We start from the raw sequence: 24,235 nt of genomic DNA on the forward strand, positions 1-24,235 counted from the left end.
GCTCGCTCGCGAATCGAGGCAGCGATCACTCGCAGCGGAGACCGTCTTCCGGCACGACGTCGTCGAGCAGGAACGCCTCGACCGCGTCGTCGACGCACGCATTGCCCTTGTTGTACCCGGTGTGTCCCTCGCCGACACGCGTGATGAGCACGCCCTCTTCGAGTTGCTTCGCGAGCGACTCCGACCACTCGTACGGGGTCGCCGGGTCGTTCGTGGTGCCGATCACCAGGATGGGGCCTGCGCCTTCGGCCGTGATCTCGCCCCGTGTGCCCGTGGGCGGGTAGGGCCAGACCGAGCAGGAGTCGGGTCCGGTCCAGTACGGTGCGATCGTCGGCGCGCCCTCGGCGATCTTCGCGTTGGTGGCCGCTTCCGCGGCCGGATCGTCTTCCACCGGGTAATCCATGCAGTTGTAGGCGCGGAACGCCTCGGCGGAGTTATCGGTGTAGGTGCCGTTCTCCCGGCCGTTGTAGAAGTCGGCGAGGAACAGGGCCGACGTCGGGTCGCCCTGCAGAGCCTCGTCGAGCGCCTGCGTGAGGTAGCCCCAGCTGTCCTGCGAGTAAAGCGCGGCGATGATCGCCGTCATCAGCGAATCGGCGCCCAGCATGCGACCGTCACCGCTCTTCAGCGGCGTGCTGTCGACACTCGCCAGCAGCGCTCCCAGATCGGCCATCGCCTCGTCCACCGTGCCGTTGAAGGGGCACTCCCCCGAGTCCAGGCAATCCTGCATGTAAGCACGCAGCGCGGATTCGAACCCGAGCGCCTGGGTCGCCCCGACCTCGAGCCCGGGAACGGCCGGATCGATGGCGCCGTCGAGCACCAGGCGGCCCGCCTTCTCGGGGTACAGCTTCGCGTACGTCGCGCCGAGGAAGGTGCCGTACGAGTAGCCGAGGTAGTTCAGCTGCTTGTCGCCCAGCACCGCACGGATCAGATCCATGTCACGAGCGGCGTTGATGGTCGTGATGTACGGCAGGATGCCGCCGCTGTTCGCGTCGCACGCCTCAGCGAAGGCCTTGTGGGAGTCAAGCAGCTCGGCCTCCCACTCGGCGGTGCCGCGGGCAGCGGCAGGGATGCCGTACAGGTAATCGTCCATCTGCGGAGCGTCGTAGCAGGTCACCGCGGTCGAGTCACCGACTCCGCGCGGATCGAAGCCGATCACGTCGAAGTTCTCGATGAGGTCGGCACCGACCGCGAAGTCGAGGCTGTTGAGGATCAGGTCGACGCCGCTGGCTCCGGGACCACCCGGATTCGTCAGCAGCGAGCCGACAGGGGTTCCCTCGGCGCGGTGCCGGACCACCGAGAGGGTGATCTCGCCCTTGCCCGGGTCTTCCCAGTCGAGAGGAGCCGCCACATCGGTGCAGTCGAAGCCGACGCCGCACTCCGTCCACGTGAGGTCCTGGGAATAGAAGGGCAACAGGTCGTCTGCGACGCCCTCGGTGTCGGGGTCACTGGTCGTCGACGGCCGGGAGGACTGCTCGGGAATCATCGCGTACAGACAGCCCGAGAGGGCGACGGATGCGGCGGCGAGCCCTGCCACGATCGCGGCAGCACGACGCAGGCGGGAAGTCGATCGATTGTTCACGGTTTCCTCCCGCTCGTGATCGTCACGAGCAAGCTCTCCAGGGCGAGCAGAGGAGCGACATTGCGCTCCAACGACTGCCGCGTCTCGGCAAGGTGGTCAAGTACGACAAGAGTACGGGTCTCGGGCCAGGCGGAAGCGAGATCGGACAGCTCGGTGCGCAACTCGCTGTTGATGAGATCGTCGCCCTGCCCGAACTGCAGCATCACGACATCTCGGAACAGCGACTGCAGATCGGTGAGCACGCGGTCGATCCCGTCGCGCAGGCTACGCGTCGCACGCTTCTTCTGATCGTCTTCGAGCGCGGAGAGCTGCGTGCGCAGCGCCGGCGGCACAGCCTGTCCTTCGGCGATGCCGATGGTGCGCAGCAGCGAAGCCCTCTCCTGCGCGTCGCGCTCGGCGGTGAGCGCCTTCGCATCCTCCGTCGCGGCCTGGATGATGCGCCCGGCGACCTCGACGGCATCGCCCACTCCCCTGACCCCGAGAACCGAGCGGAGCGTCTCGTCGCGCCGCCGCCGCGCCGCATCGTCGGTGGCGAGACGCTGAGCCATGCCGATGTGGCGCTGGGCATGCCGCGCCGCCTGCTCGGCGACGCTCGCATCGACGCCGGTGCGAAGGCTGATGAGCCTGGCGACATCGGCGACATCGGGTTCCCGCAACCGCAGCGAGCGCACGCGGGATCGGATCGTGGGCAGCAGATCGGCCTCACTGGGCGCGCACAGGATCCACACCGTCTGCTCCGGCGGCTCTTCGAGTGCCTTCAGGAGCACGTTGGAGGTGCGCTCGACCATGCGATCGGCGTCTTCGACGACGATGACCCGATAGCGCCCCGCGGAGGGTGCGAAGTAGGAGCGTTCGACGAGACCGCGAGCCTCGGCGATCGTGATGATGACCTTGTCGGTGCGCAGGGCCGTGACATCGGGGTGAGTGCCGGCGAGCACCTGCCGCATGACCGTCTCGTCGTCGGGCCGGTCGGCGATCAGTGCAGCGGCGAAGGCGTAGGCGAGGGTCGAGCGGCCGGACCCGGGCGGACCCGTGATCAGCCAGGCGTGCGAGAGCGCTGAAGGATCGGATGCCGCGGCGCGGAGCGTGTCGACGGCGGCATCCTGCCCCCACACATCCGCCCAGGGGAAAGGGGCGGGAACGGTCTGGGGCATGCACTCAGCCTAATCGCGGCCACCGACGCCGACCGCACGGATGCCCACAGGCGAGCCGGCCGGTCGTGAGGGTTCAGCCGAGAAGCGCGCCGGCTCTGGCCCGGATCCGCTCGGCGATGGTCTCCGGCGCCGCTGCGGCGTCGAGCACGAGGAACCGGTTCGGTTCCGCCTCGGCGAGCTCGAGGAAGGCGTCGCGGACTCGGCCGTGGAACTCCGCCTTCTCGGCTTCGAGTCGGTCGAAAGGCTTGTCGGCGGAGTCCAGACGGGCGCGGGCCTCGGCAGGGTCCAGGTCGAGCAGGATCGTCAGATCGGGAAGCGCTCCCTCCGCCGCCCAGAGCGACAGCTCTCGGATCTCGGTTGCGTCGAGCACCCGACCGGCGCCCTGATATGCCACGGACGAATCGAGGTAGCGGTCCTGCAGCACGACATCGCCCCGCTCGAGCGCCGGACGCACGACCGTGGCGACGTGGTGTGCGCGATCCGCGGCGTACAGCAATGCCTCCGCGCGGGGCGCGATGTCACCGCGATGGTGCAGCACGATGTCGCGGACCAGCTGGCCGACCTCGGAACCACCGGGTTCGCGCGTACGGACGACTGTGTGCCCGGTGCCTTCGAGCCATTCGGCGAGCAGGTTCGACTGCGTGGTCTTGCCCGAGCCGTCGCCGCCCTCGAGCGTGATCCACACTCCATGACCTGAGGTCACGAGTCCGCCTTCTCCGCCGCCTTCGCCGCAGCGTTGGCCGCACGGGTCGCCGCAGCCTTCTTGGCCGCCGCCGATCGCGCAGCGGAAGTGGCAGCGGTGGTCTTCTTGGCTGCGGGCTTCTTCGCAGGGGCCTTCTTGGCAGGGGCTTTCTTCGCAGGGGTCTTCTTGGCTGCAGGCTTCTTCGCCGCACCGCGCTTGGGGGCAGGGCCCTTGGCACGCTTGTCGGCGAGCATCTGCACCGCGATCTCGAAGGTGATGTCCTCGACGGTCTGGCCGCGCGGGATCGTCACGTTCGTCTCGCCGTCGGTCACATACGCGCCGAAGCGGCCGTCGCGGATGCGGATCGGCTTCCCGCTGACAGGATCGGCCTCGAACTCGGCCAGCGCACTTGATGCGCGACGACCGGCGCCGTACTTTGGCTGCGCGTAGATCTCGAGCGCCTGCTCGAGCGTCACGTCGAAGATCTGCGACTCCGACTCGAGCGAACGCGAGTCGGTGCCCTTCTTCAGGTAAGGGCCGAACCGGCCGTTCTGCGCTGTGATCTCGTCGCCGGATTCCGGGTCGACTCCCACCACCCGCGGCAGGCTCAGCAGCTTCAGCGCGGTGTCGAGATCGATCTCGTCGACCGACATCGAGCGGAAGAGTGAGGCGGTGCGGGGCTTGGGAGCCGTCTCTTTCTTCGCGCCGCGCTTCGGCTTCGGAGCCTCGACCACCTCGCCGGTCGTCTCATCGACCGCGGCGTCTTCCGACACGGGGTCGTTCTCCTGCACGTACGGCCCGAATCGCCCGTCCTTCACGACGATGATCTTGCCGTTCTCGGGGTTCTCCCCCAGTACGCGGTCGCCGGCGACAGGTGCATCGATGAGCTCCTGTGCCTTCTCGGCGGTCAGTTCATCGGGCGCCAGGTCTTCGGGCACGTTGACGATACGGGGCTTGGCCTCGGGGTTCGCGGGGTCGGCCACCTCGAGGTAGGGACCGTACTTGCCGAAGCGGAGCGTGGCGGTATCGGTGATGCGCGTGGAGTTCAACGCGCGGGCGTCGATCTCGCCGAGGTTGTCGACGACCTGACGGAGTCCGACGTGCGAGTCGGAGCCGAAGTAGAACGACTTGAGCCATTCGACGCGGTTCTGCTCACCGCGCGCGATGGTGTCGAGGTCATCTTCGAGCGCCGCGGTGAAGTCGTAGTCGACCAGGTCTGCGAAGTGCTCCTCGAGCAGACGCACCACGCTGAATGCGAGCCACGTCGGCACGAGCGCCTGGCCGCGCTTGACGGCGTACCCGCGGTCGAGGATCGTCTCGGGGATCGAGGCGAAGGTCGAGGGACGACCGATGCCCTTCTCCTCGAGCACCTTCACGAGCGAAGCCTCGGTGTATCGCGGCTTCGGCGTGGTGCGGTGACCCTTGGCCTCGGCGTCCGACACTGCGAGCTGGTCGCCGACGGCGACAGCAGGCAGCGACTGGTTCTCCGCGGCATCCGCGTCGCCACGCTTCTCGTCGCGACCCTCTTCGTAGGCCTCCAGGAAGCCCTTGAAGGTGTACACGGTTCCGGAGGCCGTGAACTCGGCCTTCTTCCCGGCGGCGTCGACCGCGATGGTGACCGTGGTGGTCTCGTACTTGGCGTCGGCCATCTGGCTGGCGACGGTGCGCTTCCAGATGAGGTCGTAGAGGCGCTGCTCGTCGCGATCGAGTTCGGACGACAGCGAGGCCGGCGTGCGGAAGTTGTCTCCGGACGGGCGGATGGCCTCGTGAGCCTCCTGAGCGTTCTTGCTCTTGGACTTGTACACACGCGGCTTCAGCGGCACGGCGGCATCGCCGTAGAGCGCCACCGCCTGGCTCCGCGCCGCCTGCACCGCCTGGGTGCTCAGCGACGTGGAGTCGGTACGCATATAGGTGATGTACCCCTTCTCGTACAGACGCTGAGCCACGCCCATCGCCTGCTTCGCGCCCATCGAGAGCTTGCGACCGGCCTCCTGCTGCATCGTGGAGGTGGTGAAGGGAGCGTAGGGGCTGCGGGTTCCGGGCTTCGCCTCGACCTTGGTGACCGTGCCGGCACCGACGGCGTCGACGGCCTTCGCAAGGGCGGCGGCCGCGGCCTCATCGAGGATGACGACGGCCTTCTTGAGCTTGCCGTCGTCACCGAAGTCGGTGCCGCGCGCGAGCTGACCACCGTCGACGCGAACCAGACGGATCTTGAACGAAGTACCGGTCGCGGCGGCCGCGGCATCGACGTCCCAGTACTCAGCGGAGGTGAACGCCATGCGCTCGCGCTCTCGGTCGACGATCAGGCGGGTCGCTGCGGACTGCACACGCCCGGCCGAGATGCCGGTCTTGACCTTGTACCAGAGCACGGGAGAGACATCCCAGCCGTACAGGCGGTCGAGGATGCGCCGAGTCTCCTGCGCATCGACGAGGTCGTGGTCGAGTTCACGGGTGTTTCCGACGGCAGCCTGGATCGCGTCCTTGGTGATCTCGTGGAAGACCATCCGCTTGACGGGGACCTTGGGCTTGAGGGTCTCGAGCAGGTGCCAGGCGATCGCCTCGCCTTCGCGGTCCTCATCAGTGGCGAGCAGGAGTTCGTCCGCGCTCTTCAGCGCGCGCTTGAGTTCGGCGACCGTCTTGGTCTTCCGATCGGAGACGACGTAGTACGGGTCGAACCCGTTGTCGATGTCGATGGAGTATTTCCCGTACGCCTGCTTGTCCGCAGCCGGGATGTCCTTCTTGTCAGCGAGGTCGCGGATGTGGCCGACGGAGCTGAGCACCTCGTAGCCGTCGCCGAGGTATCCCTGAATAGACCGCATCTTCGTCGGGGACTCGACGATGACGAGCTTCTTGCCTTCAGCCAAGGGTGCGTCCTTTCTTCGAAGCACACCATACACACCACTGTGTGGGGTCGTTCACAGTGAGCGAGGTCGCGCTGCCGTCGCTATCCCTCGGGTGGCCCAGCACGGGCTCGGGAGACGGCTGCGAGTCCAGCGTACGCCGCCTGCACCTCCACGGTCGCCACGAAGCCTTCGAGGGAGCACCCGGTGAGCACGGCACCCGACGCCCGCGCGACCCTCGCGCCGAGTTCGCACGGCGGCTCGACGATGGGCACGGCACCGCTCGCGGCGTCTGCGACGGCGAGCGCCGCGGCATCGGCTGCACCCGCCGCACGTTGCGCCGTGACCGCAGCCCCACCGACAGCGGCGAGGCCGAGCGACAGAGTCGCTGCGACGGCGAGGACTCCGGCCGCAAGGGCCGAGCCCGCCATCAGAGCCCTCCGTCGAGCGCGCAGCTCCTGGCATGAAGGGGCAGACGGATCAGCGACCCGACGGAGACATCGAGCGTGGTACTGACGCAGACGAGGCCGCCCGAGAGCGAGGAGGTCATCCCCGCTCCCGGGACCGCCGCATGCACGGCGCGCACTGCCGTCCCCTGCCCTTCGCCGCGTCCGAGCAGGCGCGCAGCGTCGGCGGAAGCATCCTGCAGCGCCACCTGTCGGGACGCTGCGCCGAGTGCTCCTGCGCCGAGCAGGAACACCAGCACGACCGCGGGCAGAGCGAGGGCCAACTCCGCCGAGACGGATCCGCGATCCCCCGCGTGTCGCTGCGCACGTGTCGTCTCGCCGTCGCCACACGGGTTCCGTCTCCGTCTCGAGCCCCGCATCAGGACACCGTCAGCGCCCGCCGCACGAGATCGGTGAGGATGCCGCGCACCTCGTCCGATCGCATGATGACGACGAGAAGCCCGGCGAAGGCCACAGCGGCCATGGTCGTGATCGCGTACTCGGCCGTGGCGGCTCCGGTGTCATCGCCGAACAGAGCCGCCGCGCGTCGTCGATCCAGCAAGGGGATGCTCTTCATGGTGTTCCTTCTTTCTGTGTGATGCTTTGGCATCGGACGGGGCGTGGGATCGATCACAGCGACATCGGTGTCGACGCGAGAACGCTGAGCAGGAGGGGTGCGACGCCGAGCAAGAGGAATGCGGGCAGCGTGCACACGCCGAGCGGGAACAACAGGCGTGTGGAGAGCTTCGCGGCGCGGAGGCGTCCGTGCACTCTGGCCGCGTGACGGTCCTGAGCGGCGGAGGCTCGAAGCAGTTCAGCCGCCGGCACTCCGGCGGCGCGAGACAGGTCGAGCACGGCGCGGACACGTTCTTCGCCACCGCCGGAGGAAGGGCTCTGCGAGACCAGCTGCAGCGCGCGATCGATGGAGGCCCCGCCGGAGAGCGCGACCGCGACCAGCTCTGCGCGCATCCCCGGCGTGCCGGGGTCAGGTCGCGCTCGTCCCAGCAGGCGCGCTGTCCACAGACGCGCCGCTGCGACGAGAAGCAGGCCTACGACCACGCAGGCGGCCCCGAGCACGTTCCCGAAGATGACCCCGATGGTGTCGAACCCGAGCGCGAAGCCGAGAAGCAGCCCGGCGAAGGGCATCCAGAGCAGCAGGCGGGCGGTCCCCGCGGGTTCTGCGAGTGCGATGCGCACGTCGTCAGCGGCGACGGCCGCGTCTCGCAGCGTCTCCGCGATCATCCGGAGAACCTCGGCGAGCGGCGCGCCCACTGTCGTCGCTATCTCCCAGGCCGCGGCGAGATCGACCCACGCCCCACCTTCGGCCTCGATGGCATCCAAGAGCGGGACGCCGCGATCGATCCGGTCCACCACCGCCCGCGCCTGCGGATCGTCGGTGTCGGCCAGGTGCCGCCACGCGACGACGGGCACGGCCCCCGCCTGCAGCAGTACTGCCAGCGTCTGCACCGCGGTCGCGGCATCCGTGGCGCCCGACCTCGTGCCACGTCGCGACGCACGGCTCCTTGGCATCACCACGGCTGCACCTCTTCGATATCGAGGCGATCCCCGACGATCATGAGACGCCCGGCCTGACGGATGCGACGTGTGCCTCCCGGGGCACGGTCGAGGTGGAGGACGATGGTGAACGCGCTGACCGCCTGGCGTGCGAGAGCGATCGCGTCCATTCCGGCGAGGGCGCCGAGGGCTTCGAGCCGCGCGGGGACGTCACGGAGCCCACTCGCGTGCAGCGTGCCCGCGCCTCCGTCGTGCCCCGTGTTGAGGGCGGTGAGCAACTCCCGGACCTCCTCGCCGCGACATTCGCCGACCACGAGCCGATCGGGGCGCATGCGCAAAGACTCGCGCACCAGTCGCGTCAGAGAGATGCCGCCTGCACCTTCGAGATTCGACTGCCGCGCTTCGAGGGCGACGTGATGCGGGTGACGCGGACGCAGTTCGGCGACGTCTTCGATCGTGACGATGCGCTCCGTCTGCGACACTTCCGACAACAGTGCCGACAACAGCGTGGTCTTGCCCGTGCCGGTTCCCCCGGTGATGAGGATGTTCGCCCTCTGGGACACCAGCCCGAGGAGCCAGGTGTGCTGGCGCGCGTCGAAGGCTCCGAGAGCGGCGAGCGCGTCGAGATCGGCGACACGTACTCGGGGAATGCGTATCGACAGCGTGGTTCCGGTGGTCGAGACCGGCGCGAGGACCGCGTGAACCCGGATGCCGGAGTCGAGACGCACGTCGACGCACGGAGCCTGGTCGTCGAGGTGGCGTCCTCCGAGTCCGACCAACGCGACCGCGAGGTCGCGGACCTCGCGCTCCGACGCCCTCCATCCGGCTGCGGGTTCGGCTCCGCTCCCGCGGTCGACGAACAGTCCGCCCGCCCCGTTCACGAACACATCGGTGACCGCATCGTCGAGGTGAGAGAGGAGAGGTCCGAACGCGGGATCCATGCGAAGAGGCTCGGGCGAGGCGTCATGCTCGGACGTGGCCGGGCGTACTCCCCTGGGCTGGATGACGAAGGAATCGGGCATGGCGGCGAGACTATGCGGGATCTTCACGGGCGAAGGGCGCAGGGCAACGGACAGCTCAGGGCCTGTGAAGAAGAGCGCTCAGCATTCCGCGGTGCAGGACGTGGCCCCGACGAGATCAGGCGCGGGCAGGGAGCGCTCCCAAAGGAATGGGCGGCATCTCACGGGGGGAATGAGATGCCGCCCACGACGGTCCACGATTGGGGGAATCGGGCACGCCAAGGCCGGAATGAGAATTCGGCTGTCGTCGAGTGTACGCAAGGCGACCGTCCTGACAAAACCGGCACCACTACCGACTTTCGGCAGTATGCGAGGAGAGGTCGCGGGGATAGATTCGCCGTGACCTGGTCGCCCACCCCCACGACCATGCTCGTAAGACCCGTATGCCGCAAAGGAGCGCCTGCCGATGAGCAGCCAGATCGACCACCTTCTCGACGAGACCCGGAAGTTCCCGCCGTCGGAGGAATTCGTCGCCCAGTCCATCTCGTCGCCCGAGCTGTACGAACGCGCCGCCGCAGACCGCGAGTCCTTCTGGGGTGAGCAGTCCCGCGACCTCGTGCACTGGCACAAGCCGTTCACCCAGGTACTCGACTGGAGCAACCCGCCTTTCGCCAAGTGGTTCGACGACGGCGAGCTGAACGTCGCGTACAACTGCCTCGACCGTCACGTCGAAGCAGGAAACGGCGATCGCGTGGCGCTGCACTGGGAGGGCGAGCCGGGCGACTCCCGCCGCATCACCTACGCCGAGCTCACCGAAGAGGTCAAGCGCGTCGCCAATGTGCTCGAAGGACTCGGCATCGGTCAGGGCGACCGCGTCGCGATCTACCTGCCGATGATCCCCGAGGCGATCGCCTCGATGCTCGCGGTCGCCCGACTGGGCGCCATCCACTCGGTCGTCTTCGGCGGCTTCAGTGCCGACAGCCTGCGCTCGCGCATCGACGACGCGGGCGCCAAGCTCGTCATCACGGCCGACGGCGGCTACCGCAAGGGTCGCGTGTCCGCGCTGAAACCGGCCGTCGACCAGGCGCTCGCCGACCGCGGAGACGGCGAGCAGCAGACGGTCGAACACGTCCTGGTCGTCAAGCGCGGCGAGAACGAGGTCGATTGGATCGAGGGCCGCGACATCTGGTGGCACGATGCCGTCCCCGCCGCCTCCGCCGAGCACACGGCACAGGCCTTCCCCGCCGAGAACCCGCTCTTCATCCTCTACACATCGGGCACCACCGGGAAGCCCAAGGGCATCCTGCACACCTCCGGCGGATACCTGACCCAGGCGGCCTACTCGCACAAGTACGTCTTCGACCTGCACCCGGAGACCGATGTGTTCTGGTGCACGGCCGACATCGGCTGGATCACCGGGCACAGCTATGTCACTTACGGACCTCTCGCCAACGGCGCGACCCAGGTGCTCTACGAAGGCACCCCCGATGCCCCCCACCCCGGCCGGTGGTGGGAGATCATCGAGAAGTACAAGGTGTCGATCTTCTACACCGCGCCGACCGCGATCCGCTCGTTCATGAAGATCGGCCGCAGCGTCCCGGCGAAGTTCGACCTGTCGTCACTGCGACTGCTCGGTTCGGTGGGAGAGCCCATCAACCCCGAGGCGTGGATGTGGTACCGCGAGGTCATCGGGGCGAACAAGACGCCGATCGTCGACACCTGGTGGCAGACCGAGACCGGCGCGATCATGGTGTCCGCTCTCCCGGGAGTCACGGAGACCAAACCCGGATCCGCACAGGTCCCGCTCCCCGGGATCTCGATCGACGTCGTCGACGAGAGCGGCGTCGAGGTCGGCAACGGGAGCGGGGGCCTGCTCGTGATCACCGAGCCCTGGCCGAGCATGTTGCGCGGCATCTGGGGCGACCCCGAGCGCTATCGAGAGACCTACTGGGAGAAGTTCGAAGACCAGGGGTACTACTTCGCCGGTGACGGTGCGCGCCTCGACGACGACGGTGATCTGTGGCTGCTCGGACGCGTCGACGACGTCATGAACGTCTCCGGACATCGCCTGTCGACCGCGGAGATCGAGTCGTCCCTGGTGGCGCACGAAGCGACGGCCGAGGCTGCCGTGGTCGGTGCCTCCGACGAGACGACCGGGCAGGCCGTGGTCGCGTTCGTCATCATCAAGGAGAGCTACCTCGCCGAACACGAACCCGCCGGCCTCGCCCAGCAGCTGCGGCTCTGGGTGGGAGAGCAGATCGGCGCCATCGCTCGCCCGCGCGACGTCTACATCGTCGGCGAGCTGCCGAAGACCCGCTCCGGCAAGATCATGCGCCGCCTCCTCCGCGACGTCGCCGAGGGCCGTGAGGTCGGCGACACGACGACCCTCGCCGACACCGCGGTGATGAGCATCATCTCGGCACAGGTGAAGTAGACCGGCAAGAACGAGAAACGCGCCTTCCCGTCCGGGGAGGCGCGTTTCTCGTGCGTGTGCGATGGCCGATACCGCCGAGCGGGTTCAGGCCAGGAGGAAGGCGACCTCGACCTCGACCGGGCTGCCCAACGGAAGCTCCGCGACGCCGACCGCCGCGCGGGCATGCCGCCCGGCGTCGCCGAAGATCTCACCGAGCACTTCGCTCGAGCCGTTGATGACACCGGGCTGACCGGTGAACCCCTCGGCTGAGGCGACGAAGCCGCCGACACGGAGCACACCGGCGATGCGGTCGATCCCGCCGGCCGCATCCGCTGCCGCCGCGAGCGCATTCAGTGCGCAGGTGCGGGCATAGGACTTCGCGTCCTCAGCCGAGACCTCGCCACCGACCTTGCCGACGGCCGGCAGAGCCCCGTCGACGAAGGGGAGCTGCCCGGAGGTGTAGACGAGACCGCCGTGCACGACAGCCGGGACATAGGCCGCGACCGGAGCGGCGACGGCGGGGAGCTCGATGCCGAGTTCGGCGAGACGGGCGGCGACGCTCATGCCTGGCCTCCCTCGAACTGACGAGCGGCCTGCTCAGCGGCGGCGAGGCCGGCATTCGTCGAGGCATCGGAGGTCACGGGGCGCTTCAAGTACGCGACGAGTCCGCCCTCTGGACCCTGCACGACCTGCACGAGCTCCCAGCCCTGCTTGCCCCAGTTGTTGAGGATGGCTGCCGTGTTGTGGATCAGCAGCGGCGTGGTGAGGTACTCCCACGTGGTCATGGCACTCCTGTCGATCGGGGCACGACACCGGAATTCCGGCGCGGGCTCGTCAAAGGCGGTATTCAGGGAACTCCCCTACGATCAAGCGTATGCCCCAAAAGAATCGCACGGTGAGAGGCGTGCTCGGCGGTCTCGTCGGGCTCGTCGGCCTGAGCGCCGTCGCCGGTCTCCTCGTCACGGCCAGCGTCACTCCGGTCCTCGCGATGACCGGTCTCGCAGGCACCCAGGCCCTCACCCTCTTCGATCAGCTCCCCGAGAGCCTCGACCCGAGCACGCCGATGGAGCAGTCCACCATCTACGCGACCGCTCCGGACGGTTCTGCGGTCGAGCTCGCATCCTTCTACGAGCAGAACCGCGTCCCCGTCACCTACGAGCAGGTCTCCCCGAACCTGTATGACGCGATCCTGTCGAGTGAGGACAAGAACTTCTACAGCCACGGCGGCGTCAACATCGGCGCCACGGTCAAGGCCCTGGTCGACAATGTGCGCGGTACCTCCAGCCGCGGTGCGTCGACCATCAGCCAGCAGTACGTGAAGAACGTTCTCATCCAGAAGTGCGAGCAGGAGGTCGACACCGCGTCCGACACCTACTCGGAAGACCTCCAGCAGTGCTGGCTCGACGCGACCAACGCGACCGGCGCCAAGGGCATCGAGCGCAAGCTGCAGGAGATGCGCTACGCGATCCAGATCGAGAAGGACTTCTCGAAGAACGACATCCTGCTCGGCTACCTGAACATCGCCAACTTCGGTGGCACCGTCTACGGCATCGAAGCGGCAGCGAACTACTACTTCTCGACGACGGCGGCGAACCTCACGGTCGCACAGTCGGCGACTCTCGCCGGTATCGTCCAGAACCCCAACACCTACCGTATCGACAAGCCGGAACAGGGCACGGCCACGAACAACGAGGGTGTGGCGCTGAACACAGCGGCAGACGGCTACTCGCTGACCAAGGACCGCCGTCACTACGTGCTCGGGCGCATGCTCACCGACGGCAAGATCACTCAGGCGCAGTACGACGAAGCCGATGCCTCGGAGATCACGCCCGCACTGCACCCGCCGACGCAGGGCTGCGCCGCCGCGGGGACCAGTGCCTACTTCTGTCAGTACGTGAAGTCGATCGTCCTGAATGACGAGGCGTTCGGCAAGACCTCGCAGGAGCGGACCGACCTGCTCCGTCGCGGCGGTCTGAAGATCTACACGACCCTGGACTACCGCATCCAGAACCCTGCAGCGGAGTCGATGGCAGAGGTCGTGCCCGCGAATGCCGACAACCAGTACTTCGGCGCCGCCGGCGTCTCGGTCGAGGTCGGCACGGGGCGCATCCTCTCGATGACGCAGAACACGACGTTCACCGAGACACCAACGGAAGACCAGGCGTACTCGTCGCTGGTGTTCGCCGGCGACAAGGAGCACGGCAACTCCGGCGGCTTCCAGGTCGGCTCGACCTACAAGCTCTTCACCCTGATCGACTGGCTCGAGAAGGGTCACTCCGTCAACGAGGTGCTCAATGGAACCGTGCAGACTAACCTGAAGATCCCCGTGTGCGGGGTGAAGCAGAACGCCGACACGAAGAAGATCGGCAACTTCGGCGGAGGCGGAGGCAGCACCGGCTCCGTGCTGAACTTCACGAAGAACTCGCTCAACAGTGGCTACTTCGCGATGGCTTCGAAGCTCGACATCTGCGAGATCAACAAGGTCGCGGACCGTATGGGCGTCACGCTCGCGAACGGCGGCAAGGTCACCGATGAGAATGTCCCCTTCGACGTGCTCGGGCCGAAGAACATCTCCCCGCTCGCGATGGCGAACGCCTACGCGACCGTTGCGAGCGGCGGCAAGTACTGCACGCCGCGAGCGATCGATCGTGTCGTCGGCCCCGACGGTCAGGACCGCGAACTGCCGGCCTCCTCGTGCACGGACGGCGTGATCTCCCCCGAGGTCGCGGCGACGGCAGCATTCGCGCTCCAGAGCGTGATGGGCAGCGGTGGCACCGGATCCCGAGCCAACCCGGGCGACGGGACGCCCTTGATCGGCAAGACCGGTACTCACGATCGATGGTCGACCATGATGATCGAGTCCAGCAGCAAGGTCGCGACCGCGGTGTGGGCCGGCCGCTGGCAGGGTCAGGCAGACATCTATCAGAAGAGGTTCAACGGCTGGAACCTCAACGACATGCGCTACCCGGTGGCACGGGCGGCACAGGCGGCCGCCAACGCCGCGTATCCCGGCGACGCCTTCCCCAAGCCCGACGGCAAGCTGACGCGACAGCAGCTGACGACGGTTCCGAGCGTGGTGGGCAAGTCCGTCGAGGAGGCGACCGCGATCCTGACCGACGCGGGCTTCCAGGTCTCCGTCGGAGGAGCCGTGGACAGCGACCTCGCTGTCGGCCTCGTCGCCGCTCAGGACCCGACCGGCGAAGCGGCGAGCGGTGCGACCGTCACCCTCACGACCAGCAACGGACAGGGAACCACGGTTCCCGCGAACCTCGTCGGAATGTCGAGAGCGCAGGCGACTGCTGCTCTCGGTGCCGCAGGGTTCACGAACATCGAGTTCGACAACTCGTGCAATCCCCCGACGTCCGTCGTGGGCAATTCCGACCCTGCGCCCGGCACTGCAGCCAGCAAGTCCACGGCCGTGCGTGTGACGTGCCAGTAGCCGCACACCGCGCCGCACACCCGGCCCTCGTCGCGCTCGGCGCGGTGGGGGCAGTGGGTGCGGCCGCAGCGGTCTGGGGCATCGGTATCGAGAGGTACCTGTTCACGGTTCGGGAAGCCACGGCGCCGGCACTTCCTTCCGGATCCGCCCCGCTGCGCATCCTGCACATCTCGGATGCGCACATGGCACCGTGGCAGCACCGCAAGCAGGACTGGCTCGCGTCGCTCGCGGAACTCCAGCCCGATCTCATCGTGAACACCGGGGACAACCTCGGCCATGAGAGAGGCCTGGACGGCATCCGGCGCGCCTTCGCTCCCCTTGCTGGCATCCCCGGCGTGTTCGTGCACGGGTCGAACGACGTCGCCGCGCCGTCGCCGCGCAACCCGTTCCGCTACTTCCTCGGTCCGTCCAAGAAGCACCACAAGCCGGAGCTGCTCGACACCGACGCGATGGACCGGTACTTCACGGACGAGCTCGGCTGGACCGATCTGAACAACGCGGCGGCGCGCCTCACCGTCTCCGGCGCCGAGATCGACCTGTTCGGCGTGAACGACGCTCACCGAGACTGGGACCGCCTCGACGAGCTTCCCGACGCCATCGCGGCGCTCGGCACCCGCACGCCGACGACTCCCGTACTGGGCGTCACCCACGCGCCGTACCAGCGCGTGCTCAACGGCTTCACCGACCTGGGCGCCGACGCGATCCTCGGCGGCCACACCCACGGCGGTCAGGTGTGCCTCCCCGGTTATGGGGCTCTCGTGGCGAACTGCGACATCCCCCTCAAGCAGGCCAAGGGGTTGAGCACGTGGACGCACGGCGGCCGTACCGTGCCGCTCAACGTCAGCGCCGGTTGCGGGCACTCGATCTACGCGCCGGTGCGCTTCGCGTGTCGACCCGAGGCGACCCTGCTCACGCTGACCGCGCGAGACTGATCGGGGCCTCGATTCGGCGCAGAGAACATTTCCCTGTAGACTCGGAGGGTTGCAAACGGGGTGTGGCGCAGCTTGGTAGCGCGCTTCGTTCGGGACGAAGAGGTCGCAGGTTCAAATCCTGTCACCCCGACCAGTGACACCGGAAGGCCGCCCTCAGGGGCGGCCTTCTCTGTACCGGGATCGCGCACGAAGGGAACGCATGAGCTCTCTGCTCCCGCCGCCGCGCCGTCTCACCCGCGCCTGGGCTCTCGCGCTCGGCGTCCCCTTCCTGATCGGTCTCGCCGCCCTCACACTCACACCGTCGAGGGTCGAGGAGTCGATGCCGAACCTGCTCAACCTCGTCCTCGCCACGGCTCACCGACTCGGCTGGGAATCGCTCGACTTCGCCCGCCTGGAGATCATCGCGAACGTCCTCGTCTTCGTGCCCGTCGGCATCCTCGCGTTCCTGCTCCTCCCCCGTCGGGTCTGGTTCCTCGCGCTGCTGGTGGGACCTCTGCTGTCCGCAGCGATCGAGACCGCGCAACGCGTGGCTCTCCCCCATCGCGCCGCGACCCTGAACGACGTCGTGGCCAACTCGACCGGCGCGATCCTCGGGGTGAGCATCGCGGTCGTGTTCACCCTCCTCCTCACCCCGAGGTCCTCCCAGCGTCCACCTTCTAGGCTGGAGACATCATGACCGCGCCCATTCTCGTCGCCTTCGATCTCGATGACACGCTCGCTCCCTCGAAGGGTCTGATCGACCCGCGGATCGCCTCGCTCCTGCGCGCTCTCCTGCGCACCGTCGACGTCGCCATCATCTCCGGCGGCAATGAGGCGCAGTTCCGCACTCAGGTCGTGGCCCGCCTCGGCGATGCCGACGACGCCGATCTCGCCCGGCTGCACTTGCTGCCCACCTGCGGCACCCGCTACCTCCGCCACGACGGCACGGATTTCACCTCGGTCTACGCTCATGACCTCAGCGACACCGAGAAGCAGGCCGCGCTGACAGCCCTGCGCGAAGAGGCCGAGCGCCTCGGACTGTGGGAGGCCGAGCCGTGGGGCGAGATCCTCGAGGACCGGGGCTCGCAGATCACCTTCTCCGCACTGGGCCAGCGTGCTCCGCGCGAGGCGAAGCACGACTGGGATCCGACCGGCGCGAAGCGCGGCGCGCTGCGCGACGCGGTTGCCGCACGTCTTCCGGGTCTCGAGGTGCGCTCGGGCGGATCGACCTCGATCGACATCACCCAGGCGGGCATCGACAAGGCCTTCGGCATGCGGCAGCTCGCCGCGCACACCGGAATCGCCCTCACCGACATGCTGTTCTACGGCGACCGGCTCGATGAAGGCGGCAACGACTACCCCGTGCTCGCGATCGGTGTCCCCTCCGTCGCTGTGGAAGGCTGGGAAGACACCGCGGACAAGCTCGACGCGCTTCTGCTGACGCTCTGACCTGCACGGTGTCGCGCAGCGCGCGCCGCCCCAAGGGTCCTAGCATGGCGTCATGGATGCCCTGTTGATCGTCATCATCGTCGCCGCGGCCACCAGCGCCGTCTGCTGGGTGCTGTCCCTGATCACCCGCGACACCTCCTGGGTCGACCGTGCCTGGTCGATCGTGCCCGTGGCCTACGTCTGGATCTTCGTCGCCGGGGCGTTCGCGAACGGCGACGGCTCGGCACGCATGGTCCTGATGGGCGTGCTCGCCACAGCGTGGGGCGCACGCCTGACCTTCAACTTCGCCCGCAAGGGCGGCTACACGGGCATGGAGGACTACCGCTGGGCTGTGCTGCGGGGACGGATGCGGCCCTGGCAGTTCCAGCTCTTCAACGTGCTGTTCATCACCGGCTACCAGATGGCATTGCTGGTGCTCATCACTCTTCCGGCTCAGATCGCCGCGCAACATCCCTCCGCCCTCACCGGGTGGGACGCTCTGTTCATCGCCGCGTTCCTCGCCTTCCTGGTCGGGGAGACGATCGCCGACCAGCAGCAGTGGGTGTTCCACCGGCGCAAGAAGGAGGCGGGCGGGACGCTCGCACCGGGATTCGCCACGACAGGACTCTTCCGATACAGCCGGCACCCGAACTTCTTCTTCGAGCAGGCGCAGTGGTGGGCCTTCTACGCGATCGGCGCGACAGCTGCGGTCACCGGCGGCGCCGGCCTGATCGGCGGGGTGCTGAACCCGACCATCGTCGGCCCCGCACTGCTGACGGTGCTGTTCATCGGGTCGACGATCTTCACCGAGTCGATCACCTCGTCGAAGTACCCGGCGTACGCCGACTACCGCCGTACGACGTCGATGCTCGTGCCGTGGCCCCCGCGCACGCGGGCGGTGGCCACGCAGTCCTGAGGCTGCGCGACCACCATTCGAGCGGCACGGCCCGGCGCGCAGGAGCTCAGTGGGTGCGGGCCTCTGCGGCAGCACGGGCGACGGGAACCAGGCGCGTCAGCTGGGTCACGTGCGCGGGCTCGAGTTCGGCGAGCGAGGCGACGCCCAGCAGGCGCATCGTGCGCTCGATCTCGCTGCGCAGGATAGCGATCGTTCGGTCGACACCCTGACGTCCACCCGCCATCAGACCGTACAGGTACGCCCGTCCGATCAGCGTGAAGTCCGCGCCGAGTGCGACGGCCGCGACGATGTCCGCACCGTTCATGATGCCGGTGTCGATCATCACCGTGAAGTCGTCGCCCACGGCCTTGCGCACCTCCGGCAGCAGGTGGAATGGGATCGGAGCACGGTCGAGCTGACGCCCACCGTGGTTCGAGAGGACGATGCCGTCGACTCCGGCGTCGCGCAGACGCACAGAGTCCTCGACGTTCTGCACGCCCTTGATCACGATCTTGCCCGGCCAGATGTCGCGGATGACGGCGAGGTCGTCGTAACTGATCGTCGGGTCCATGGCCGCATCCAACAGCTCGCCCACGGTACCGCCGGTCGTGCTGAGCGAGGCGAACTCGAGCTTCGGAGTGGTGAGGAAGTCGTACCACCACCACGGGCGCGGGATCGCGTTGATGATCGTGCCGAGGGTCAGCTGCGGCGGGATGCTGAAGCCGTTGCGCTTGTCGCGCAGTCGCGCTCCTGCGACCGGGGTGTCCACCGTGAACTGCAGGGTGTCGAACCCCGAGGCGGCGGCGCGGCGGGTGAGCTCGTACGAGATCTCGCGATCGCGCATGACGTAGAGCTGAAACCAGTTGCGCCCGTGCGGGTTGGCGGCCTTCACCCCCTCGATCGAGGTGGTGCCGAGCGTCGAGAGCGTGAACGGGATGCCGGCCGCGGCCGCGGCGCCCGCGCCCGCCGTCTCCCCCTCGGTCTGCATCAGACGCGTGAACCCGGTCGGGGCGATACCGAACGGCAATGCGGACGGTCCGCCGAGGATCTCGACGCTCGTGTCGACCGTCGGTGCCGGGCGCAGGATGCCGGGGTGGAACTCCACATCCTGGAACGCCTGGCGTGCACGCGTGAGGGACAGCTCGCCCTCGGCGGCTCCGTCGGTGTAATCGAAGGCGGCCTTCGGCGTGCGGCGCTTGGCGATCAGGCGCAGGTCATCGATCGTGAGGGCGCCCTCCAGGCGTCGCTTGCGCCCGTCGAGTTCGGGCTTCTTGAACTTCATGAGCTCCAGGAGCTCGACGGGGTTGGGGAATTGGCGCTGCACCATGATGTGCCTCTCAGATCTGGGGGTGGATGTCACGGGTGAGCCCCGCGGACGTGTAGTAGCCGGTGATGTGCGTGCGGACCAGGGAACGCGCCGTTTCGACATCGGCGGCATCGATCGCGGCGACGAGGGCGCGGTGCTCGGCGCGGAGCCGGGTCGCCATCGCGTCCCAGTCCGGGATCGCCGAGACGCCCGCCTGCACGTACGACTCGATCGAGGAGCGCAGGCCTGCCATCATCGCGGCGATCACGGTGTTGCCGCTGGCCTCCGCGAGCGAGAGGTGCAGCTGGGCATCGAGAGCGAGGAACTCCGACGGCGAGAGGCCGGGGGCATCCATCGCGGCAAGCAGCTCGTGGGCGCGGCTCGTGTCACGATCGGACGCTCCGGCCATCGCCGCGACGACCGCGTCTTCGAGCACCAGGCGGGTGCGCACGACGTCATCGAGCGGGAAGCCCTGCGCCGCCACCTGCAGCCGCAGCAGTGTCGACATACCGCCGGTGGGCGTGGCGATGACGATGGCCCCCGCCTGTGGGCCTGAGCCGGTCGCCGTGCGGATGAGCCCCATCACCTCGAGGACGCGGAACGCCTCGCGCACGCTCGAGCGCCCGACTCCGAGGTCGGTGGCCAGATCGCGTTCGGACGGCAGACGGTCGCCGGGGCCGAGACGAGCGTCGAGGAGATCACGTTCGATGTGCTCGAGCACGAGTCGCCATGCGCGCGCCGGCTGGTCCTCCATCGATCCTCCTGTGGTCTGACCACAGAGTATCGCCTGTGGTCAGACCACGCAAACATGGCGTCGTCGTCCGTCCCGCCGCCAGCACGACTCAGGAGGACACGACGAAGCCCGTCGCAGACGACCCTTCGCGACTCAGGGCAGGCAGTCGTTCTGAATTGTGCACGGGTACGCGAGCGCTCCCACCGTGGGGAAGGGCGACGGGACCGCGAAAGGGGGCGCTCAGCCCAGGCGTCCGCCCGACTCTTCGAGGTAGCAGGTACCGCAGAGCGACTCATACGTCGTCAGCTCCGGTGACGCCGATCCGCTCGCACCTTCGTCGATCGCGACCTGGTCGCCGTCGAACACGAAGCGTCCACCGACGACGCGACCGTTGAACACGGCCTTCCGTCCACAGCGGCAGATGGTCTTGAGCTCTTCGAGCGAATGCGCGATCGCGAGCAGTCGCGCGGATCCGGGGAACGCGTGCGTGAGGAAGTCGTTGCGGATGCCGTACGCGATGACCGGGATGCCGTCGACCACCGCGATGCGGAAGAGATCATCGACCTGGGTCGGCGTGAGGAACTGCGCCTCGTCGATCAGCAGGCAGGCCACATCGCTCTGACGATCCGGCAGCAGCGCGTCATCCGAGGCATGCTGCATGCGCCCCCGATGCGCGCCGAAGATCGCACGCGCGTCGTCGTCGGGGGCGATCAGGAAGTCGACCTGACGAGTGACACCGAGCCGACTCTCGATCTCGGATGCTCCCTTGGTGTCGATCGCCGGCTTCGCGAGCAGCACGTGCTGACCGCGCTCCTCGTAGTTGTAGGCGGCCTGCAGCAGTGCCGTCGACTTTCCGGAGTTCATCGCGCCGTAGCGGAAGTAGAGCTTCGCCACGGTGCGACCTCAGACGTTGATGCCGAGTGCGGCTGCGGTCGCTTCGGTCGACTCCGCGGCGAGCTCCGGATTCTCGTTCAACTTCTTGCCGAACGTGGGAATCAGCGCACGCAGTTCGGGCTCCCAGCCCGGGTACTCCGCGGGGAAGCACTTCTTGAGCAGATCGAGCATGATCGGCACGGCGGTCGAGGCTCCCGGAGAAGCTCCGAGCAGGCCCGCGATCGACCCGTCGGCCGCGGCGACGACCTCGGTGCCGAACTGCAGGATGCCACCCTTCTTCGGGTCTTTCTTCATGACCTGGGCGCGCTGGCCGGCGTCGATGAGCGTCCAGTCCTCGTCCTTCGCGGTCGGCATGAACGTACGCAGGCTGTCGACCTTCTTGGCATGGTTCTTCAGCAGTTCGCTGATGAGATAAGTGATGAGGTCGGGGTTCTTCACCGCGACCTGCAGCATCGGCAGCAGATTGTGCGCGCGCACCTGCGAGACGATGTCGAGCATCGATCCGTTCTTCAGGAACTTCGGGCTGAACGTCGCGAACGGGCCGAACATGAGAGAAGCCTCGCCGTCGACGACACGCGTGTCGAGGTGCGGGACCGACATGGGCGGAGCACCGACCGACGCCTGCGAGTACACCTTCGCCTTGTGCTGGGTGACGATCGTCGGGTTGGTGGTCTTGAGGAACTGGCCGCCGATCGGGAAGACGCCGTATCCCTTGATCTCGGGGATGCCGGAGTTCTGCAGGAGCTTGAGCGCCCAGCCGCCGGCGCCGACGAACACGAAGCGCGCCCTGACCTCGCTCGGGGTGTGCCCGATGCTGTTGCGGTACTTGACCAGCCAGGTGCCGTCCTTCTGCTTCTTCAGGCTGCGCACCTCGTGGTTCGTGCGCAGCGTGACGCCGGACGCGGTCAGGTGGTCGAAGAGCTGATGCGTGAGGGCTCCGAAGTCGACGTCGGTGCCCGCGGGCACGCGCGTCGCAGCGAACGGCTCGCCCTTCACCCGCTGCTGCATGAGCAGCGGCGCCCACTTGTTGATGACACGGGAGTCTTCGCTGTACTCGATTCCCGCGAACAGAGGCTGCTTCTTCAGCACTTCGTACCGGTTCTTGAGGTAAGCGACATCCTTCTCACCACGCACGAACGTCATGTGCGGCGTGGCATTGATGAAGGTGGACGGCGCGTCGAGCACGCCCTTCTCCACGAGCGACGACCAGAACTGCCGGCTCTGCTGGAACTGCTCGTTGATCGACACAGCCTTGGCGGGGTCGAGCGGAGCATCGCCCTGCTGCGGCATGTAGTTCAGCTCGCACAGGGCGGCGTGCCCCGTACCGGCGTTGTTCCACGGGTTCGAGCTCTCCTGAGCCACCTCGGAGAGTCGCTCGAACGCGACGATCTTCCACTCCGGCTGCAGCTCGTGCAGGAGAGTACCCAGGGTGGCGCTCATGATGCCACCGCCGATCAGGACGACATCGACGTTTTCAGTCACCGAGCCAGTCTAGTTCGCGGGCGCGCCATCGCAGACCATGCGGCCGGGCCCGGCCAGACCTCTTCCACATGGCGGGGATACCGTCAGGCTATGACCGCCAGGCGCTCGGCCAGGATCTCGGCGATCTGCACGGCGTTCAGTGCAGCACCCTTGCGGAGGTTGTCGTTGCTCAGGAACAGCACCAGGCCCTTGCCCTCGGGGGCGGACTGGTCGGCACGGATGCGTCCGACGAAGCTCGGGTCCTTCCCCGCGGCCTGCAGCGGCGTGGGCACCTCGTCGAGCACGACACCGGGAGCGGCGCTCAGCACCTCACGCGCGCGCTCGGGCGTGATGTCGTCAGCGAACTCGACGTTGATCGAGAGTGAATGCCCCGTGAAGACCGGGACGCGCACGCAGGTGCCCGCGACACGGAGGTCGGGAAGCTCGAGGATCTTGCGGCTCTCGTTGCGGAGCTTCTTCTCCTCGTCGGTCTCGTTGTCGCCGTCGTCGACGAGGTTGCCGGCGAACGGGATCACGTCGAACGCGATCGGTGCGATGTACTTCTCGGGCTCGGGGAAGTCGACTGCGGAGCCGTCGTGCACGAGGCGAAGGGTGTCGCCCTGCGCGAGCACGCCCTCGACCTGGCCGAGGAGCTCCTGGGCACCGGCGAGCCCGGAACCGGAGACCGCCTGGTAGGTCGACACGATCAGACGCTCGAGACCGGCCTCGGCGTGCAGCGCCTTCAGCACCGGCATCGCGGCCATCGTGGTGCAGTTCGGGTTAGCGATGATGCCCTTGGGACGCTCGTCGATCGCGTGCGGGTTGACCTCGCTGACCACGAGCGGGACTTCGGGATCCATGCGCCAGGCGCTGGAATTGTCGACGACTACTGCATCGGCGGCGGCGAAGCGGGGGGCGTAGGCACGGCTCGCGGTGGCTCCGGCCGAGAACAGGGCGATGTCGATGCCCGTGACATCGGCCGTCTCGACGTCTTCGACGATGACCGTGGCGCCGCCGAACTCGATCGCGGTACCGGCGGAGCGCGCCGAGGAGAACAGGCGCAGATCGCGGATCGGGAACGACCGCTCGGCGAGAATCTCGCGCATCACGGTGCCCACCTGGCCGGTGGCGCCGACGATGGCGACGGAGAGTCCTGAATCGGAGATGCGGGTCATGATGTTCCTTGGCGTCGTGCGGTACTGCGTACGAGGCTTCGGGCGCGGCGTCGGGGTGCTGATGCTGCGCCTGGCGCCGGTGTCAGGGTTTCGGTGAGTCTACCGTGCCCCGGCAGGTCGCCGGTCCCGCGCTTCGTGCTCGCCCTCAGTCGGCAGGAAAACAGCGCCGAACGGCAGAGATCAGCGCCCCTGGAGCGTCTGTTCGGGGGGCGGAATCAGGCAAGCGCGCGGGATCAGGCCGATGTCGGGAACGGAGGCCTGATTCGGCGGGATCGCCTGACTCGGGGCGGCCTGACTCGGGGCGGCCTGACTGGACGAGGCGGCGTGGATCGACTAGGCGGCCTGGATCGGCGGGGCGGCCTGGCGCGGCGCGGAACTGTGCGCGCGCTCCAGCGCGATGACGTG

At 67.8% G+C, this 24,235-nt stretch carries 22 protein-coding genes and 1 tRNA gene; 7 read left to right on the forward strand and 16 right to left on the reverse strand.

The window, feature by feature from the left end:
* Nucleotides 1-25: 25 nt before the first annotated feature.
* From ACIQLD_RS06935 to ACIQLD_RS06975, 9 genes are all read right to left on the reverse strand, one after another.
* Nucleotides 26-1,579 carry an alpha/beta hydrolase gene (locus ACIQLD_RS06935; RefSeq protein ID WP_402606601.1) on the reverse strand — a complete coding sequence of 518 codons (1,554 nt, stop codon included), beginning with the start codon at nt 1,577-1,579 and terminating at the stop codon, nt 26-28.
* On the reverse strand, nt 1,576-2,733 hold the full coding sequence (locus tag ACIQLD_RS06940) for a DNA polymerase III subunit delta' (RefSeq protein WP_402606603.1): 1,158 nt from the start codon (nt 2,731-2,733) through the stop codon (nt 1,576-1,578). The genes ACIQLD_RS06935 and ACIQLD_RS06940 overlap by 4 nt, the downstream gene beginning before the upstream one ends.
* A gap of 73 nt (nt 2,734-2,806) precedes the next feature.
* Entirely contained in the window at nt 2,807-3,436 is a 630-nt protein-coding gene (gene tmk / locus ACIQLD_RS06945) for a dTMP kinase (protein WP_402606606.1), read from the reverse strand.
* The gene (gene topA / locus ACIQLD_RS06950; RefSeq protein ID WP_402606609.1) at nt 3,433-6,279 is read right to left on the reverse strand and encodes a type I DNA topoisomerase; all 2,847 of its coding nucleotides are present in this window, start codon (nt 6,277-6,279) and stop codon (nt 3,433-3,435) included. The genes tmk and topA overlap by 4 nt, the downstream gene beginning before the upstream one ends.
* 80 nt (nt 6,280-6,359) lie before the next feature.
* Entirely contained in the window at nt 6,360-6,686 is a 327-nt protein-coding gene (locus ACIQLD_RS06955; protein ID WP_402606611.1) for a helicase, read from the reverse strand.
* Nucleotides 6,686-6,985 (reverse strand): TadE family type IV pilus minor pilin, encoded by a 300-nt coding sequence (locus ACIQLD_RS06960; protein WP_402606614.1) that lies wholly within the window; start codon nt 6,983-6,985, stop codon nt 6,686-6,688. The genes ACIQLD_RS06955 and ACIQLD_RS06960 overlap by 1 nt, the downstream gene beginning before the upstream one ends.
* Nucleotides 6,986-7,080: 95 nt before the next feature.
* Nucleotides 7,081-7,278: a DUF4244 domain-containing protein gene (locus tag ACIQLD_RS06965; protein ID WP_402606616.1), complete on the reverse strand. Its 198-nt coding sequence runs from the start codon at nt 7,276-7,278 to the stop codon at nt 7,081-7,083.
* Nucleotides 7,279-7,331: 53 nt separating this feature from the next.
* On the reverse strand, nt 7,332-8,231 hold the full coding sequence (locus tag ACIQLD_RS06970; RefSeq protein WP_402606618.1) for a type II secretion system F family protein: 900 nt from the start codon (nt 8,229-8,231) through the stop codon (nt 7,332-7,334).
* On the reverse strand, nt 8,231-9,238 hold the full coding sequence (locus ACIQLD_RS06975; RefSeq protein ID WP_402606620.1) for a TadA family conjugal transfer-associated ATPase: 1,008 nt from the start codon (nt 9,236-9,238) through the stop codon (nt 8,231-8,233). Before ACIQLD_RS06975 ends, ACIQLD_RS06970 begins: the two co-directional genes overlap by 1 nt.
* A gap of 403 nt (nt 9,239-9,641) precedes the next feature.
* Here ACIQLD_RS06975 and acs point away from each other — a divergent pair, with 403 nt between their 5' ends.
* Nucleotides 9,642-11,609, forward strand: coding sequence for an acetate--CoA ligase (gene acs / locus ACIQLD_RS06980; protein ID WP_402606622.1), 1,968 nt, complete (start codon nt 9,642-9,644; stop codon nt 11,607-11,609).
* Between the two features lie 84 nt (nt 11,610-11,693).
* On the opposite strand, the gene ACIQLD_RS06985 is transcribed toward acs, so the two are convergent.
* Both ACIQLD_RS06985 and ACIQLD_RS06990 read right to left on the reverse strand, forming a co-directional pair.
* The gene (locus ACIQLD_RS06985; RefSeq protein ID WP_402606624.1) at nt 11,694-12,152 is read right to left on the reverse strand and encodes a RidA family protein; all 459 of its coding nucleotides are present in this window, start codon (nt 12,150-12,152) and stop codon (nt 11,694-11,696) included.
* Complete coding sequence (locus tag ACIQLD_RS06990; protein WP_021199127.1) at nt 12,149-12,373, reverse strand: hypothetical protein; 225 nt, start codon at nt 12,371-12,373, stop codon at nt 12,149-12,151. The genes ACIQLD_RS06985 and ACIQLD_RS06990 overlap by 4 nt, the downstream gene beginning before the upstream one ends.
* An 89-nt stretch (nt 12,374-12,462) precedes the next feature.
* Between ACIQLD_RS06990 and ACIQLD_RS06995 the strand changes: the two genes are divergently transcribed.
* From ACIQLD_RS06995 to ACIQLD_RS07020, 6 genes are all read left to right on the forward strand, one after another.
* Nucleotides 12,463-15,027, forward strand: a complete 2,565-nt coding sequence (locus tag ACIQLD_RS06995; protein ID WP_402606627.1) for a transglycosylase domain-containing protein — start codon at nt 12,463-12,465, stop codon at nt 15,025-15,027.
* The gene (locus ACIQLD_RS07000) at nt 15,018-15,959 is read left to right on the forward strand and encodes a metallophosphoesterase (protein WP_402606630.1); all 942 of its coding nucleotides are present in this window, start codon (nt 15,018-15,020) and stop codon (nt 15,957-15,959) included. Before ACIQLD_RS06995 ends, ACIQLD_RS07000 begins: the two co-directional genes overlap by 10 nt.
* Before the next feature lie 56 nt (nt 15,960-16,015).
* Nucleotides 16,016-16,092 (forward strand) — tRNA-Pro (locus ACIQLD_RS07005).
* A 66-nt stretch (nt 16,093-16,158) separates the two neighbouring features.
* The gene (locus ACIQLD_RS07010; RefSeq protein WP_402606632.1) at nt 16,159-16,635 is read left to right on the forward strand and encodes a VanZ family protein; all 477 of its coding nucleotides are present in this window, start codon (nt 16,159-16,161) and stop codon (nt 16,633-16,635) included.
* Nucleotides 16,632-17,387: an HAD-IIB family hydrolase gene (locus tag ACIQLD_RS07015; RefSeq protein WP_402606634.1), complete on the forward strand. Its 756-nt coding sequence runs from the start codon at nt 16,632-16,634 to the stop codon at nt 17,385-17,387. The genes ACIQLD_RS07010 and ACIQLD_RS07015 overlap by 4 nt, the downstream gene beginning before the upstream one ends.
* A 52-nt stretch (nt 17,388-17,439) precedes the next feature.
* Entirely contained in the window at nt 17,440-18,282 is an 843-nt protein-coding gene (locus ACIQLD_RS07020) for a DUF1295 domain-containing protein (protein ID WP_402606637.1), read from the forward strand.
* A 46-nt stretch (nt 18,283-18,328) separates the two neighbouring features.
* Here ACIQLD_RS07020 and ACIQLD_RS07025 read toward each other — a convergent pair whose 3' ends face one another.
* The 5 genes from ACIQLD_RS07025 to ACIQLD_RS07045 all read right to left on the reverse strand — a co-directional run bounded on the left by ACIQLD_RS07025 (nt 18,329) and on the right by ACIQLD_RS07045 (nt 23,830).
* Nucleotides 18,329-19,588, reverse strand: coding sequence for an alpha-hydroxy-acid oxidizing protein (locus ACIQLD_RS07025; protein WP_402606639.1), 1,260 nt, complete (start codon nt 19,586-19,588; stop codon nt 18,329-18,331).
* Nucleotides 19,589-19,598: 10 nt separating this feature from the next.
* The gene (locus ACIQLD_RS07030; RefSeq protein ID WP_402606641.1) at nt 19,599-20,321 is read right to left on the reverse strand and encodes a FadR/GntR family transcriptional regulator; all 723 of its coding nucleotides are present in this window, start codon (nt 20,319-20,321) and stop codon (nt 19,599-19,601) included.
* A 219-nt stretch (nt 20,322-20,540) separates the two neighbouring features.
* Nucleotides 20,541-21,194 (reverse strand): thymidine kinase, encoded by a 654-nt coding sequence (locus tag ACIQLD_RS07035; RefSeq protein WP_402606643.1) that lies wholly within the window; start codon nt 21,192-21,194, stop codon nt 20,541-20,543.
* Between the two features lie 9 nt (nt 21,195-21,203).
* Nucleotides 21,204-22,676, reverse strand: a complete 1,473-nt coding sequence (locus ACIQLD_RS07040; protein ID WP_402606645.1) for a malate:quinone oxidoreductase — start codon at nt 22,674-22,676, stop codon at nt 21,204-21,206.
* A gap of 83 nt (nt 22,677-22,759) precedes the next feature.
* Nucleotides 22,760-23,830: an aspartate-semialdehyde dehydrogenase gene (locus tag ACIQLD_RS07045; RefSeq protein WP_402606648.1), complete on the reverse strand. Its 1,071-nt coding sequence runs from the start codon at nt 23,828-23,830 to the stop codon at nt 22,760-22,762.
* Nucleotides 23,831-24,235: the final 405 nt, after the last annotated feature.

The organism is Microbacterium sp. NPDC091662 (assembly GCF_044756705.1).
Lineage (GTDB): Bacteria > Actinomycetota > Actinomycetes > Actinomycetales > Microbacteriaceae > Microbacterium.